The organism is Pseudomonas sp. C5pp (assembly GCF_000814065.1).
Taxonomy (GTDB): domain Bacteria; phylum Pseudomonadota; class Gammaproteobacteria; order Pseudomonadales; family Pseudomonadaceae; genus Aquipseudomonas; species Aquipseudomonas asiatica.
Genome location: NZ_JWLN01000007.1, coordinates 59,572 through 74,014 on the forward strand (window position 1 = coordinate 59,572; position 14,443 = coordinate 74,014).

Here is a 14,443-nt window from a genome sequence, read left to right on the forward strand (position 1 = left end):
TTATTCGGCCTCGTCCGCAGTGGTTTCGCTGACGGCCGGGGTTACGCCGGGCTTGATCCACCAGGTGTCGATGCCGATGTCGTACTTGGGCGAGACGTCCGGGTGGCCGATGTGGTTCCAGTAGGCCACGCGCCAGGTCTTGATGTGCCAGTTGGGGATCACGTAGTAGCCCCACAGCAGCACGCGGTCGAGGGCCCGGCAGTGGTCGATCAGGCTCTGCCGCGAATCGGCATTGATCAGCTGTTCCACCAGCTGGTCGATGGCCGGGTCGCGCAGGCCGATGAAGTTGCGGCTGCCGGGGTTGTCGGCGGCGGCACTGGACCAGAACTCGCGCTGCTCGTTACCCGGCGAGTTGGACTGCGGGTAGCCACCGACGATCATGTCGTAGTCGCGCGAGCGCAGGCGGGTGATGTACTGGGACACGTCGACCCGGCGGATGTTCAGGTCGATGCCAAGGTCGGCGAGGTTGCGCTTGAACGGCAGCAGGATGCGTTCGAACTCGGTCTGTGCCAGCAGGAATTCGATGCTTACCGGCTTGCCCTGGGCGTCGACCATCTTGTCGTCGACGATCTTCCAGCCGGCTTCCTGCAGCAGCTTGTAGGCCTGGCGCTGCTGTTCGCGGATCATGCCGCTGCCGTCGCTGACCGGGTTGCGGAAGGCTTCGCTGAATACCTGCTCGGGGACCTTGCCACGTAGCGGTTCGAGGATTTTCAGTTCGCTGGGGCTGGGCAGGCCGCGGGCGGCCATTTCCGAGTTTTCGAAATAGCTGCCGGTGCGGGTGTAGGCACCGTTGAACAGCTGCTTGTTGGTCCACTCGTAGTCCAGCAGCAGGCTCAGCGCCTGGCGCACGCGCACGTCCTGGAACACCGGTCGGCGGATGTTGAAGATGAAGCCCTGCATGCCCGTGGGGTTGCCGTTGGGCAACTCTTCCTTGATCAGGCGGCCATCGCGCACGGCGGGTACGTTGTAGGCGGTGGCCCAGTTCTTCGCGCTGACTTCCAGCGCATAGTCGAACGCACCGGCCTTGAGTGCTTCCAGGGCGACAGTGGTGTCGCGGTAGGAGTCGAAGGTCATGACGTCGAAGTTGTAGAAGCCGCGGTTGATCGGCAGGTCCTTGGCCCAGTAGTCCTTGACTCGCTCGTAGCGCACCGAGCGCCCGGCCTTGACCTCGGCAACCTTGTAAGGGCCGCTGCCCAGCGGGATTTCCAGGTTGCCGCGGTTGAACTCGCGGCTTTCGTACCAGTGCTTGGGCAGTACCGGCAGCTGGCCGAGAATCAGCGGCAGCTCGCGGTTGTTCTTGTGCTTGAAGGTGAACAGCACCGTCAGCGGGTCTTCGGCGACCACTTCGGCGACGTCGGCATAGTACTGGCGGTACAGCGGCGCGCCGTCCTTGATCAGGGCATTGAAGGTGAACACCACGTCGTCGGCGCGCATCGGGTGGCCGTCGTGGAAGCGTGCCTCGGGGCGCAGGTAGAAGCGCACCCAGCTGTTGTCCGGGGCTTTTTCGATCTTGCCGGCCACCAGGCCGTACTCGGTGAACGGCTCGTCCTGGCTCTGGCGCATCAGGGTGTCGTAGATGCTGCCGATGTTCTCGGCCGGCACACCCTTGTTGATGAACGGGTTGAGGCTGTCGAAGCCGCCGAAGCTGGACTGGCGGAAGGTGCCACCCTTGGGTGCGTCAGGGTTGACGTAGGCAAAGTGCTTGAAGTCGGCGGGGTATTTTGGGGGCTCGTCGTACAGGGTGAGCGCGTGTTGCGGTGCGGCCAGGGCGGGAAGGCTCAGGCAGGCAAGCAACAGGCTGCCGGCCAACCGGCGCAGTCGGTGCGTTGGCGTCATTGGGCTTTCTCCGAAGTCTTGATCCACCAGCTGTTCAGCCCAAGGGTGTAGGGCGGCGTGGTGACGAAGGCGAACCGGTTGCGGTAGGCCAGGCGATGATTGTCGAGGTACCAGTTGGGGATCATGTAGTACTGCCATGAGAGCACGCGGTCCAGGGCGCGGGCGGCGGCGACCTGATCATCGCGGGTGCGGGCGGCCAGCAGGGTGTCGAGCAGATGGTCGACCACCGGGTCCTTGACCCCAGCATAGTTCTTGCTGCCCTTGGTGGTTGCCTGGCTGGAGTGGAAGTACAGCCACTGTTCGAGGCCCGGGCTCAGGGTCTGGTTCAGGGTCATCAGAATCATGTCGAAATCGAACTGGTCCAGGCGTTGTTTGTACTGGGCGCGGTCCACGGTACGCAAGCGCGCATCGATGCCGATGCTGGCCAGGTTTTCGACATAAGGTTGCAGGATGCGTTCAAGGTTGGGGTTTACCAGCAGCAGTTCCATGCGCAGCTGCTGGCCCTTGCTGTCGACCAGACGTTGGCCGTTCAGCTTCCAGCCGGCCTCGGCGAGCAGGCCGAGGGCCTGGCGCAGGGTCTGGCGGTTGATGCCACGGCCATCGGTATGGCTGACCTTGTAGGGTTCGCTGAACAGGCTGGCCGGCAACTGGTCACGAAACGGTGCCAGTAACAGCCATTCCTTGCCGGTGGGCAGGCCGGTGGCGGCGAATTCGCTGTTGGGGTAGTAGCTGGTCGAGCGGCGGTAGGCGCCGCTGAACAGCGCGCGGTTGGTCCACTCGAAGTCGAGCATCAGCCCCAGTGCCTGGCGTACCCGTGGGTCGCTGAAGGTGGCCCGGCGGCTGTTCATGAACAGGCCCTGGGTTTGCGTGGGGATGCGGTGCGGGATCTGCGCCTTGATCACCTCGCCCCGGCGCACGGCCGGGAAGTTGTAGCCGTTGGCCCAGTTCTTCGCCTGATGCTCGATATAGATGTCGAACTCGCCGGCCTTGAATGCTTCGAAGGCGACCGTGGCGTCGCGGTAGAACTCGTATTCCACGCGGTTGAAGTTGTACTTGCCACGGTTCACCGCCAGGTCCTTGCCCCAGTAGTTCTTTACCCGTTCGAACACCAACCGGCGCCCAGGCTGGACCTGGGTGATGCGGTAAGGGCCGCTGCCCAGTGGAGGCTCGAAGGTGGTGGCCTTGAAGTCACGCTTTTGCCAGTAGTGCTTGGGCAGCACCGGCATTTCGCCCAGGCGCAGGATCAGCAGCGGGTTGCCGGCGCGCTTGAATACGAAGCGGATGCGCAGCGGGCCAAGGATGTCCACCCGCTGCACTTCCTGCAGGTTGGTGCGGTAGATCGGGTGGCCATCCTGGAGCAGCGTGCGGTAGGAGAAGGCCACGTCTGCCGAGGTGATCGGCTTGCCGTCATGCCAGCGGGCCTCCGGGCGCAGGTTGAACACCACCCAGCTGCGGTCCTCGCTGTACTCCACCGAGCGGGCGATCAGGCCGTAGCTGGAGGTCGGTTCGTCGCCGGACGGGTCGTACTGGCCGGTGCCGACCATCAGCGGCTCGTTCAGCTCGCTGATGCCGTACTGCTGGAAATTGGGCGTGGTAATCGGGCTCGACCCCTTGAAGGTGTAGGGGTTGAGGGTGTCGAAGGTTCCGAAAGCCATCGCCCGCAAGGTGCCGCCCTTGGGCGCTTGCGGGTTGACCCAGTCGAAATGGGTGAATGTGGCTGGGTACTTGAGCGTGCCGAACTGCGCGTATCCGTGGCTTTCGCTCACCATCGCGGCTGCGGGAAAGCTCAAGGCCAGGCTGAGAGACAGCAGGAGGGGACGTATCAAGTCGGCATCCGATCCAGAGGCGTTGGGCTTTGATCGGGGTACAGTAACAGCTTGGTGGGGTTGGAAAAAGAGAGGGGGCAGGGGTTTTCCAGTGTGTATTTCTCAGGCCCATTCGCGGGCACGCCCGCTCCCACAGGTACAACACCGGCCTTGATGGCGGTGAAAAACCTGTGGGAGCGGGCGTGCCCGCGAATGGGCTGCAAAGCAGCCCCTGTAACTACATCAATGCGAGAGGTAGACGGTCAGGGTCTGGCCTGGCTTCAGGGCATGGCCGCTGCGCGGGTTCCAGCGCTTGAGGTGTTTCATTTCCACGTTGAAGCGCTTGGCCACCAAGTACAGCGAATCGCCTTTGCGTACCTTGTACTGCGTGGAGCGCTGCCCGGAGGCGGCTACCCGATTGCCAGCAGCGCTCGGCGCGCTGCCACCGCGCAGGGCCAGGACCTGGCCAGCGCGCACGTTGTTGCCGGAGAGACGGTTCCAGCGCTTGATGTCCTTGACCGAAACGCGGTTGGCCTTGGCGATGGCGCCCAGGTTGTCGCCGCGCTTGACCCGGTAGCTGCGCGCCGCCACTGGGGCCTTGGCTTCGGCCACGGCGCGGGCGAACACAGCCTTGTTCGGCTGCAGGCTGACCAGCTGCTCGGGTTTGAGGTTGGACAGGCTGTCGCTCAGCAGCTGCGCCTTGGCAGTGGGTACCAGCAGCTGCTGCGGGCCGTCCACGGTCATGCGCTTCTTGAATGCCGGGTTGAGCTGGATCAGCTCGTCCTCGTCGATGTTGGCGAAGGCCGCTACCCGCGACAGGTCCAGGCGGTCGTTGATGGCCACCGCCTCGAAGTAGGGTTCGTTGGCGATCGGGTTCAGGTTCACGCCATAGGCTTGCGGCGTGAGTACCACCTGCGACAGGGCCAGCAGCTTGGGCACGTAGTCGCGGGTTTCCTGCGGCAGCGGCAGGTTCCAGTAGTCGGTGGGCAGGCCGAGCCGCTCGTTGCGCTCGATGGCGCGGCTGACCGTGCCTTCGCCGGCGTTGTAGGCAGCCAGGGCCAGCAACCAGTCGCCGTTGAACATGTCGTGCAGGCGGCTGAGGTAGTCCAGTGCGGCGTTGGTCGAGGCGGTCACGTCGCGACGGCCATCGTAGAAGTTGGTCTGGCGCAGGTTGAAGTGACGACCGGTGGACGGAATGAACTGCCACATGCCCGCGGCATGGGCGCGCGAGTAGGCCATCGGGTTGTAGGCGCTTTCAATGGCTGGCAGCAGGGCCAGCTCCAGCGGCATGTCGCGTTCTTCGAGGCGCTCGACGATGTAGTGCAGGTAGAGGCTGCCACGCTCGCCGGCGCTTTCGATGAAGCTTGGATTGCTGGCGAACCACAGGCGCTGCTGCTCGATGCGCGGGTTGACGTCGATGTTGTCCTGCAGGGCGAAGCCCTGGCGCATGCGTTCCCAAACGTCCTGCGGTGCCTGTTCGGCCGGCTTTACCAGCAGCGGTGAAGGCTTGTGCTTGATCCGCGCCTGGTAGTTGTGCGCGCGAACGCTATCGGATTCGTCGAGCTGACGGGTGCTCTGGCAGCCCACCAACGTGGCGGCCAGGGCCAGCGCACTGATTTGGGCCAGGCGCGTCAGGGCGACGGAATGAGAGGTTCTGCGGCTACGTGAAGACATCGGCTGACACAGGTTTCCGGGCGAAAAATTTCGGCGATTCTAGAAACCGCTCCGGGCCTGGTCAACCTTTGACCATCGCTTGCGATATATCTTGAGGTTATCAGAAGGTGTCCTTCCAAGACCTCAAGGCAGCAAAAACAGCGACATGCGAGGGGTTTGAATGTCCCTTCCATTCGTCTGCTTTTTGTTTAACTAATGTTTCAGAGGTGCGCAGGAAGGGGTTGGTCAGGCGCTCCAGACCGATCGTTGATGGCAATGTGATGCGATTTTCGGCACGCAAACGGGTAACGTCCTCGAACCGCTGCTGAACGTGCGGGTTGTCGGGTTCCACCGCCTTGGCGAAACGCAGGTTGCTCAGGGTGTATTCGTGGGCGCAGTACACCTCGGTCTGCTCTGGCAGGGCTGCCAGGCGGGCGAGGGCTGGCTGCATCTGTTCGGGAGTGCCTTCGAACATGCGCCCGCAACCGGCGGCGAACAGCGTGTCGCCACTGAACAGCACCGGCGTTGCCGGCTGGTCGCTGAACAAGGCGATGTGCCCCAGGGTATGGCCGGGCACGGCCAGCACCTGGAAGGTCACGCCCAGCACGGTCACCTGGTCACCTTCATCCAGCGCCAGGTCACGGCAGGGAATGCGCTCGTGGGCCGGGCCGCAGACCCGGGCGTCGGTAAGTTGCTTGAGCCGTTCCACGCCGCCGACGTGATCGTTGTGGTGGTGGGTGACCAGTATGTCACTCAGTACCCAGCCGGGGTTGGCCGACAGCCAGCGTTCCACTGGGCCGGCGTCACCCGGATCGACCACCGCGCAGCGGCGTTTGGCAGTATCCTGTAACAACCAGATGTAGTTGTCGGAGAAAGCGGGGAGAGCATCGATCTGTATCATGGTGCGGATCCGATTCGCCTAGCGTGGCACATGAAGGCATCTTATCCGCGATGGCGCGGTGCGAGAACCTTCGAGGGAGAGCGCAATGACCGACCAAGCCTTTGCCCAGGCCGACCCGGACTGGGTCAAGCTGATCAGCCTGGCCCGTGAGTGGTTCAACGGCCCACTCGGCCAACTGATGCTCAGGGAGGAAGAAAAACTGCTGGAAGAAGAGCTCGGGCGCTTCTTCGGGGGTTACCTTGTGCACTACGGGCCCTGCGCCGAGCCACCGCCCAGCGCGCCCCAGGTGCAGCGCAACGTACGCCTCGGTGCGCCGCTGCCGGGGGTGGAGATTGTCTGCGAGGAGCAGGCCTGGCCGCTGAGCGAGCACGCCGCCGACGTGGTGGTGCTACAGCATGGCCTGGATTTCTGCCTTTCGCCCCACGGCCTGCTGCGTGAGGCGGCCAGCGCCGTGCGCCCTGGCGGGCACCTGCTGATCGTCGGGATCAACCCCTGGAGCAGCTGGGGCATGCGCCATTTCTTCAGCCACGGCGCCTTGCGCAAGGCCCGTTGCATCTCGCCGTCACGGGTGGGCGACTGGCTCAACCTGCTGGGCTTCGCGCTGGAGAAACGCCGCTTCGGGTGCTATCGTCCGCCGCTTGCCTCACCGGCCTGGCAGCAGCGCCTGGCGGGCTGGGAACGGGTGGCCGGCGGCTGGCAGAGTTCCGGTGGCGGGGTGTACCTGCTGGTAGCGCGCAAGATGGTGGTGGGCCTGCGGCCGTTGCGCCAGGAGCGTCGCGAGCCGATGGGCAAGCTGCTGCCGCTGCCCCTGGCCAAGGTCAACCGCACGGCGGCCAACCCGGATACTGAAAAGCACTGAACATGAGTGGTACATGAGCGAAAGCGTCGAGATGTTTACCGATGGTGCCTGCAAGGGCAACCCTGGCCCTGGCGGCTGGGGCGTCCTTATGATCTACAAGGGCGTCGAGAAGGAACTGTGGGGCGGCGAACGCGAAACCACCAACAACCGCATGGAACTGATGGCCGCGATCCAGGGCTTGATGGCGCTGAAGCGCGAATGCGAAGTGGTGCTGACCACCGACTCGCAGTACGTGATGAAGGGCATCAACGAATGGATGACCAACTGGAAGAAGCGCGGCTGGAAAACCGCGGCCAAGGAGCCGGTGAAGAATGCCGACCTGTGGCAGCAGCTGGATGAGCAGGTCAACCGCCACAAGGTGACCTGGAAGTGGGTGCGCGGGCATATCGGCCACCCCGGCAACGAACGCGCCGACCAGCTGGCCAATCGTGGGGTCGATGAGGTGCGCGCCAAGCGCTGAGCTGGGGTACAATTCCGGCCTTTGTAATTGATGCAAGTTGGAGCGCCCCGCGTGGAGCAGCAGCAAGATAAACGGTTCGTCATTCTCGATACCGAAACCACGGGTATGCCGGTCAGCGAAGGCCACCGGATCATCGAGATCGGCTGTGTCGAGGTCATCGGCCGGCGCCTGACCGGGCGGCACTTCCACGTCTACCTGCAGCCGGACCGCGAGAGTGACGAGGGCGCCATCAACGTCCACGGCATCACCGATGCCTTCCTGGTCGGCAAGCCACGCTTTGGCGATGTCGCAGAGGAGTTCTTCGAGTTCATCCAGGGCGCCACGCTGGTCATCCACAACGCGGCGTTCGACGTTGGCTTCATCAACAACGAATTTGCCTTGCTGGGCCAGCAGGACCGCGCGGACATTTCGCAGCACTGCACCATCCTCGACACCCTGCTGCTGGCGCGCGCGCGCCACCCGGGGCAGCGCAACAGCCTGGATGCGCTGTGCAAACGCTACGATATCGACAATTCGGGCCGTGAGCTGCACGGCGCATTGCTCGACTCGGAATTGCTGGCTGACGTCTACCTGGCAATGACCGGTGGCCAGACCAGCCTGTCGCTGGCCGCGCATGGGGCAGAAGCCGGGGATGAAGGGACGGGTGCTGGTGGCAGCGAGATTCGCCGTATTACCGGGCGTGTGCCCGGGCGGGTGATCATGGCCAGTGCCGAGGAGCTGGAGGCGCATGCCGAGCGCCTGGCGGCCATTGCCAAGTCGGCGGGTGGGCCATCCATGTGGCAGGCTCTGACCGAGACACCTGCTGGCTGATCTTTCGCCTGCTCCGGCCCTTTCGCGGGTGAACCCGCTCCCACAGGTTCATCACAAGTTCCGAAGCCGGTGATGTACCTGTAGGAGCAGCCTTGTGCTGCGAAGAGGCCATTTCTGCTGAAGAAGATCTGTTGCCCTACCGGCCTCTTCGCAGCACAAGGCTGCTCCTACAGATCCTGCGCATGTCTTGAAGGCGATGCCGGCCCTGACCACACAGGTTCTACTACCCTGAAATGGACGCCATGTCCTTCGGAGGTAGCCACCTGATGTACAAGGACCTCAAGTTCCCCATCCTCATCGTGCACCGCGCCATCAAGGTTGACAGCGTCGCTGGCGAGCGTGTGCGGGGCATCGCCGAGGAACTGCGCCAGGACGGCTTTGCCATCCTCGCCGCCGCCGACCATGCCGAGGCCTGCCTGGTCGCTGCCACCCACCATGGCCTGGCCTGCATGCTGATTGCCGCCGAGGGGGTCGGCGAGAATACTCACCTGCTGCAGAACATGGCCGAGCTGATCCGCCTGGCCCGCCTGCGCGCCCCCAACCTGCCGATTTTCGCCTTGGGCGAACAGGTGACCCTGGAAAACGCCCCCGCCGAAGCCATGAGCGAGCTCAACCAGTTGCGGGGCATCCTCTACCTGTTCGAAGACACCGTGCCGTTTCTTGCGCGCCAGGTGGCGCGTGCCGCACATATCTACCTGGACGGCCTGCTGCCGCCGTTCTTCAAGGCCCTGGTGCAGCACACCGCGCAGTCCAATTATTCCTGGCACACCCCGGGCCACGGCGGCGGCGTGGCCTATCGCAAAAGCCCAGTGGGCCAGGCCTTTCACCAGTTCTTCGGGGAAAACACCCTACGCTCGGACCTGTCCGTTTCCGTGCCGGAGCTGGGTTCGCTGCTCGATCACACCGGCCCCTTGGCCGAAGCCGAAGCCAGGGCTGCGCGCAACTTTGGCGCCGACCACACCTTTTTCGTCATCAACGGCACCTCCACGGCCAACAAGATCGTCTGGCACGCCATGGTCGGCCGCGACGACCTGGTGCTGGTGGACCGCAACTGCCACAAGTCGGTGGTGCATGCGATCATCATGACCGGTGCCATTCCCCTCTATTTGTGCCCGGAGCGCAACGAGCTCGGGATCATCGGCCCGATCCCGCTCAGCGAGTTCAGCCCCGAGGCGATCCAGGCGAAGATCCAGGCCAACCCTCTTGCTCGCGATCGCGGGCAGCGCATCAAGCTGGCGGTGGTGACCAACTCCACCTACGACGGCCTGTGCTACCACGCCGGCTTGATCAAGCAGACCCTGGGCGCCAGTGTCGAGGTGCTGCACTTCGACGAGGCCTGGTTCGCCTATGCGGCATTCCACGAGTTCTTTACCGGGCGCTATGCCATGGGCACGGCCTGCGCGGCAGACAGCCCGCTGGTGATCAGCACCCATTCCACCCACAAGCTGCTGGCCGCGTTCAGCCAGGCCTCGATGATTCATGTGCAGGATGGGGCCAGGCGCCAGCTGGACCGTGACCGCTTCAACGAAGCGTTCATGATGCACATCTCGACCTCGCCGCAGTACAGCATCCTCGCTTCGCTGGACGTGGCCTCGACCATGATGGAAGGGCCGGCCGGGCGTTCGCTGCTGCAAGAAATGTTCGACGAGGCGCTGAGCTTTCGCCGTGCCCTGGCCAACCTGCGCGAGCACATCGCCGCCGACGACTGGTGGTTCAGCATCTGGCAGCCGCCGAGCGCCGAAGGCATCCACCGCCTGGCCGCGCAGGACTGGCTGCTGCAGCCGGGGGCGGAGTGGCACGGCTTTGGCGAAGTGGCAGACGACTATGTGCTGCTCGACCCGCTGAAGGTGACCCTGGTGATGCCGGGCCTGAGCGCGGGCGGTGCACTGGGCGAGCATGGCATCCCGGCGGCAGTGGTCAGCAAGTTTCTCTGGGAGCGGGGGCTGGTGGTGGAGAAAACCGGCCTGTACAGCTTCCTGGTGCTGTTCTCCATGGGCATCACCAAGGGCAAGTGGAGCACCTTGCTCACCGAGTTGCTGGAGTTCAAGCGCCACTATGACGGCAATACCGCCCTGAGCGACTGCCTGCCGAGCGTGGTGGCTGCCGATGCCTCACGCTACCAGGGCATGGGGCTGCGCGATCTGTGCGACCAGTTGCATGGCTGCTACCGTACCAATGCCACGGCCAAGCAACTGAAACGGTTGTTCACGCGCTTGCCGGAGGTGGCCGTGAGCCCGGCCCGGGCCTATGACCAGATGGTGCGCGGTGAGGTGGAGGCGGTGCCGATCGAGGCGCTGCTGGGGCGGGTGGCAGCGGTGATGCTGGTGCCGTACCCGCCTGGTATTCCGTTGATCATGCCGGGGGAGCGGTTTACCGAGGCGACCCGCTCGATAGTCGATTACCTGGCCTTCGCCCGGGCGTTCAACCAGGGCTTCCCAGGTTTCGTCGCCGACGTGCACGGCCTGCAGAATGAAAGCGGCCGCTACACGGTGGACTGCATCAAGGAATGCGAATGATCTCGACGCCGCTGCGTGCCAGTTCGAAGCGGTTTTCACCCAGATGGTTGACCTTGTCGCCGATGGCCAGGCGATAGGTGGTGATGGGCGCGCCCAGCGTGCTGCCGTCGGTTTGCAGGGTCGACTCCTGGAACTCGTGCACGGGGTAGATGCGGCCTTCGGCGTCACGGGCGTGGAATTGGCCGACCATTACTGCTGCCATTTGGGTGGAAACCTCTGAATTGCGTGGGAAATGTCTGCAGGCATAGACCGTGTAACAGCGTCGGAAGTTTTCGCCCCGCGGAAAAAAAACCAAAGCGCCGAGGAACGGTCATCTATAACTACAACGTCCCTTTACTCAGCAAAGGTTGGAATTGCCATGAGCCAGGTGTATTCGGTAGCGGTTGTCGTCGGTAGCTTGCGCAAGGACTCCTACAACCGCAAGATCGCCCGCGCACTCTCGGAGCTGGCGCCGTCCAGCCTTGCCCTGAAGATCGTCGAGATTGGCGATTTGCCGCTGTACAACGAGGATGTCGAGGCCGAAGCAGCGCCGGAAGCGTGGAAGCGTTTTCGCGACGAGATCCGCCGCAGTGATGCGGTGCTGTTCGTCACCCCAGAGTACAACCGCTCGGTGCCTGGCGGCCTGAAGAATGCCATCGATGTGGGTTCGCGGCCCTACGGGCAAAGTGCCTGGAGTGGCAAGCCGGCGGCGGTGGTCAGTGTGTCGCCTGGGGCCATTGGTGGCTTTGGCGCCAACCATGCCGTGCGTCAGTCGCTGGTGTTTCTGGACATGCCGTGCATGCAGATGCCCGAGGCCTACATCGGTGGTGCGGCTAGCCTGTTCGAGGATTCGGGCAAGCTCAATGACAAGACCCGGCCGTTCTTGCAGGCGTTTATCGACAAGTTCGCTTCCTGGGTGAAGTTGAACAGGGCGGTTTGATTCGCGATCGTTGAATGGACGGTCTCTTTGTAGGAGCAGCCTTGTGCTGCGAAGAGGCCGGTACAAATCACACATCAATAGGATCTGTACCGGCCTCTTCGCAGCACAAGGCTGCTCCTACAGAAGCGGAGCGCGGCATGTTCTAGCGGAAGCTGTAGGAAACCCCGGCATACACGCCAAAGCCTTCGCCTGGCGTCGAACGGGCCTCATCCTTTCCAGCATCGTTGTAGCCAGGTGTCACCGTCGCCGCATAACGCTTGTTGGTCAGGTTGCGCAGGTCCAGCCAAGTCTGCCAGTCCTGCTTCGGTGAATCCCAGCCCAGGCGTGCGCCGAGCAAGGCATATTCATCGGCGTGGTAACTGTTGGCGTAGTCCACCTGCACCTTCGACGCCATCTGCGTGTTCACCCCGGCGTAGAAACCGCTCGGCCAGTCATAGCGCAACTCGGCCTGGTAGTAGTGCATGGGGATGCCCGGCAGGCGGTTGTCGCCGAACTTGTCGTCATCGCGGTAGTGGAAGTCACTGAGGGTGTAGGCCTGGCGCAAGCTCAGCCTGCCAGTACCGGCGCGTTCCCACAGGGTACTGTCGAGGCCGGCTTCCACGCCCTGGTGCACGGTGGCGCTGGCGTTGAATTCCTTGGCCGGAGCGCCTTGCACGATCTCCACCGCCAGCAATTCATGGCGAACCTGCGAGTAGTACCACGCCAGGTCCCAATGCCCCAATGCCGATTCGCCGCGTGCACCCAATTCCAGTGTGGTGGCCGTCTGGTTTTGCATCTCGATCGGTTGGTTGGCTGTAGGCGCACTCCAGATCAGGGCCCAGGGATGGGGCGGCTCTACCGAGCGGCTCAGGTTGCCGTACACCTGCAAGTCCGGGCTGATGTCATAGCGCAGCCCCAGGCGTGGAGCATAGTCCCAGTCATGCTGGCTCACTTTGCCGCCCCCGGCAGGGTGGTAAGTGACATCACTTTCACGGCGGGTATAGATCATCGCCAGGCCAGTGGTCAGCCACAGGTTCGGTACCAGCTCCAGGTCATTGCCCACATGCAGCACGGTGTCCGAACCCTGGTAGCTGAAGTCACGGGTGCGCTCACCGAACACGTCGCCATTACGGGTGAACTGTGAAGCACCGCTGTTGGGCAGGTGCTTGGTGGTGCGCCAGCCGACGGTGGTCTTGCTCTCGTGGCCGAACAGGGTGTCGCGGCGGAAGTAGTTCAAGGTGCCGCTCACATCGGTATAGGCCACCTTCAGGCGCATCGGGCCTTCGCGCAGGTCCATCGGGTAGTCGTGGTAGACCAGGCCGGCTTCCAGGCGCGCATCGTCGTCGAGGTAGAAGGTGGTCTTGTTGCCTACCCAAGTGCTGCCCGGTTGCGGGCGGCTGTCGTCGCGGGCCAGGTAGGCCGGGTTGGCCGCGCGTGGGTGATGCTTGATCTGCTCCTTGGTCAGGCGCCCGGCCAACTCGTTCTCGGTTTCCCGGTAGCGCAGGTAGAAGCGGGTTTCCAGGTTCGGGTTGAAGCGGTAGCCGACATTGGCCGCCACACCCTTGGCACTGCCGCTGCTGTGCGCCTGGTAGCCGTCATATTCCGAATCGGTCAGGGCCACGTAGTAGTCGAGGTTGCCCAGTACCTGCCCCGAGCTGATGTGCCGATGCTGGTAGCCGCGGCTGCCGACTTCGTAGCGCACCTGCAGCGGCGCGGCGTCGTAGCCGGTGTGGGTGACGTAGTTGATCGCACCGCCCAGGGCGAGGGAGCCCTGGTCGAAGCCGTTGGCGCCGCGCAGCACTTCGGCACGGCTCAGCCACAGCGGCTCGAACAGCTCGTAGGGCGTACCGCCCGGGCCGGTCAGGGGCAGGCCGTCGAACATCGTGTACACCCCGGAGCCATGGGCCCCCGGTGCGCGGTTGATGCCCGAACCGCGGATCGACAGTTTGATGCCATCGTTGCCCGCCGATTGCGCGAACACCCCGGGCTGGTAGGCCAGTACATCCTGGTTGCTGGCAACCCGGCCTTGCCCTACACGCTGCATGTCCACCAGGTTGCTTGCGCCCGGCACTTCGTGCAGGCGTTCGCTGGCTGCGGTCAGGTCGTTCTGCTCCTCATCGGTGATCAGCACCTGGCCCAACTCGACCGAAGGTGCCGCCAGGGCGGGCTGGGAGGCAACGAAAGCAGCCAGCAGGCCGAGGCAGGATGGTGGGGGCAAAACGCAACGCATTGTACGACTCCAGGCGAAAGGCGAATGGACAACGGCGTTGAGACGAGCGAAATGCCGCTTGGAGCACGAGGAAAGTCGACAAAAATCGCGCAACCTTCGTCAGACGGTTTTGTACGAAAGTTCTTTACAAGCCGTAGCGATGGAGCAGGGCGACCCGCGCTTCGTAAGGTGATTGCAGACCGGCAGCGATGCCTCGCTCAATCACCCGTGGAGTTCAAACATGACTGACAACGCACGACACTCGCAGCAACCCCTGGCGGACGCCCCGGTTCGCCTGACGCCACGTGAACGGCAAGTGCTGTTGTGGTGTGCCTACGGAAAGAGCTCGTGGGAGATTGGCCAGATCCTGGAATGCAAGGAATCGACGGTGAACTTCCATGTGTCGAACATCCTGCGCAAGTTCGATGTGCCCACGCGGGTGGCTGCAGTGATCAAGGCCATTCGCTACGGCATGCTGGCCGAGCAGTGAGGGGGT

The 14,443-nt window shown here is 63.5% G+C and carries 12 protein-coding genes; 6 read left to right on the forward strand and 6 right to left on the reverse strand.

What is annotated here, in order from left to right; translation table 11 throughout:
* The 4 genes from RR51_RS07620 to gloB form a co-directional block, all read right to left on the reverse strand.
* Complete coding sequence (locus tag RR51_RS07620) at nucleotides 1-1,836, reverse strand: extracellular solute-binding protein (protein ID WP_039613094.1); 1,836 nt, start codon at nucleotides 1,834-1,836, stop codon at nucleotides 1-3.
* Nucleotides 1,833-3,662, reverse strand: a complete 1,830-nt coding sequence (locus RR51_RS07625; protein WP_201775108.1) for an extracellular solute-binding protein — start codon at nucleotides 3,660-3,662, stop codon at nucleotides 1,833-1,835. The genes RR51_RS07620 and RR51_RS07625 overlap by 4 nt, the downstream gene beginning before the upstream one ends.
* Nucleotides 3,663-3,884: 222 nt before the next feature.
* On the reverse strand, nucleotides 3,885-5,315 hold the full coding sequence (locus tag RR51_RS07630) for a lytic transglycosylase domain-containing protein (RefSeq protein ID WP_013973401.1): 1,431 nt from the start codon (nucleotides 5,313-5,315) through the stop codon (nucleotides 3,885-3,887).
* Nucleotides 5,316-5,415: 100 nt separating this feature from the next.
* Nucleotides 5,416-6,195, reverse strand: a complete 780-nt coding sequence (gene gloB / locus RR51_RS07635) for a hydroxyacylglutathione hydrolase (RefSeq protein WP_039613096.1) — start codon at nucleotides 6,193-6,195, stop codon at nucleotides 5,416-5,418.
* Nucleotides 6,196-6,280: 85 nt separating this feature from the next.
* Between gloB and RR51_RS07640 the strand changes: the two genes are divergently transcribed.
* From RR51_RS07640 to RR51_RS07655, 4 genes are all read left to right on the forward strand, one after another.
* Nucleotides 6,281-7,054, forward strand: coding sequence for a class I SAM-dependent methyltransferase (locus tag RR51_RS07640; RefSeq protein ID WP_013973399.1), 774 nt, complete (start codon nucleotides 6,281-6,283; stop codon nucleotides 7,052-7,054).
* Nucleotides 7,055-7,067: 13 nt separating this feature from the next.
* Nucleotides 7,068-7,514, forward strand: coding sequence for a ribonuclease HI (rnhA, locus tag RR51_RS07645; RefSeq protein ID WP_003261021.1), 447 nt, complete (start codon nucleotides 7,068-7,070; stop codon nucleotides 7,512-7,514).
* Between the two features lie 51 nt (nucleotides 7,515-7,565).
* Nucleotides 7,566-8,324 (forward strand): DNA polymerase III subunit epsilon, encoded by a 759-nt coding sequence (gene dnaQ / locus RR51_RS07650; protein ID WP_039613097.1) that lies wholly within the window; start codon nucleotides 7,566-7,568, stop codon nucleotides 8,322-8,324.
* A 266-nt stretch (nucleotides 8,325-8,590) separates the two neighbouring features.
* On the forward strand, nucleotides 8,591-10,840 hold the full coding sequence (locus RR51_RS07655; RefSeq protein WP_039613172.1) for an Orn/Lys/Arg decarboxylase N-terminal domain-containing protein: 2,250 nt from the start codon (nucleotides 8,591-8,593) through the stop codon (nucleotides 10,838-10,840).
* Here the strand turns inward: RR51_RS07655 and RR51_RS07660 are convergent.
* Nucleotides 10,824-11,042 (reverse strand): hypothetical protein, encoded by a 219-nt coding sequence (locus tag RR51_RS07660; protein WP_003261019.1) that lies wholly within the window; start codon nucleotides 11,040-11,042, stop codon nucleotides 10,824-10,826. The genes RR51_RS07655 and RR51_RS07660 overlap by 17 nt on opposite strands.
* A gap of 156 nt (nucleotides 11,043-11,198) precedes the next feature.
* Here RR51_RS07660 and chrR point away from each other — a divergent pair, with 156 nt between their 5' ends.
* Entirely contained in the window at nucleotides 11,199-11,759 is a 561-nt protein-coding gene (gene chrR / locus RR51_RS07665) for a class I chromate reductase ChrR (protein WP_003261018.1), read from the forward strand.
* Nucleotides 11,760-11,901: 142 nt separating this feature from the next.
* Here chrR and RR51_RS07670 read toward each other — a convergent pair whose 3' ends face one another.
* On the reverse strand, nucleotides 11,902-13,968 hold the full coding sequence (locus RR51_RS07670; protein ID WP_039613098.1) for a TonB-dependent receptor family protein: 2,067 nt from the start codon (nucleotides 13,966-13,968) through the stop codon (nucleotides 11,902-11,904).
* Between the two features lie 220 nt (nucleotides 13,969-14,188).
* On the opposite strand from RR51_RS07670, the gene RR51_RS07675 reads away from it, so the two are divergent.
* Complete coding sequence (locus RR51_RS07675) at nucleotides 14,189-14,437, forward strand: helix-turn-helix domain-containing protein (protein WP_003261017.1); 249 nt, start codon at nucleotides 14,189-14,191, stop codon at nucleotides 14,435-14,437.
* Nucleotides 14,438-14,443 lie beyond the last annotated feature (6 nt).

What these genes read in the sequence shown, in the direction of transcription:
- RR51_RS07620 (WP_039613094.1), bottom strand. Translation starts at nt 1,836, where the DNA reads ATGACGCCAACGCACCGACTGCGCCGGTTGGCCGGCAGCCTGTTGCTT.
- RR51_RS07630 (WP_013973401.1), bottom strand. Translation starts at nt 5,315, where the DNA reads ATGTCTTCACGTAGCCGCAGAACCTCTCATTCCGTCGCCCTGACGCGC.
- gloB (WP_039613096.1), bottom strand. Translation starts at nt 6,195, where the DNA reads ATGATACAGATCGATGCTCTCCCCGCTTTCTCCGACAACTACATCTGG.
- RR51_RS07640 (WP_013973399.1), top strand. Translation starts at nt 6,281, where the DNA reads ATGACCGACCAAGCCTTTGCCCAGGCCGACCCGGACTGGGTCAAGCTG.
- rnhA (WP_003261021.1), top strand. Translation starts at nt 7,068, where the DNA reads ATGAGCGAAAGCGTCGAGATGTTTACCGATGGTGCCTGCAAGGGCAAC.
- RR51_RS07655 (WP_039613172.1), top strand. Translation starts at nt 8,591, where the DNA reads ATGTACAAGGACCTCAAGTTCCCCATCCTCATCGTGCACCGCGCCATC.
- RR51_RS07660 (WP_003261019.1), bottom strand. Translation starts at nt 11,042, where the DNA reads ATGGCAGCAGTAATGGTCGGCCAATTCCACGCCCGTGACGCCGAAGGC.
- chrR (WP_003261018.1), top strand. Translation starts at nt 11,199, where the DNA reads ATGAGCCAGGTGTATTCGGTAGCGGTTGTCGTCGGTAGCTTGCGCAAG.
- RR51_RS07670 (WP_039613098.1), bottom strand. Translation starts at nt 13,968, where the DNA reads ATGCGTTGCGTTTTGCCCCCACCATCCTGCCTCGGCCTGCTGGCTGCT.
- RR51_RS07675 (WP_003261017.1), top strand. Translation starts at nt 14,189, where the DNA reads ATGACTGACAACGCACGACACTCGCAGCAACCCCTGGCGGACGCCCCG.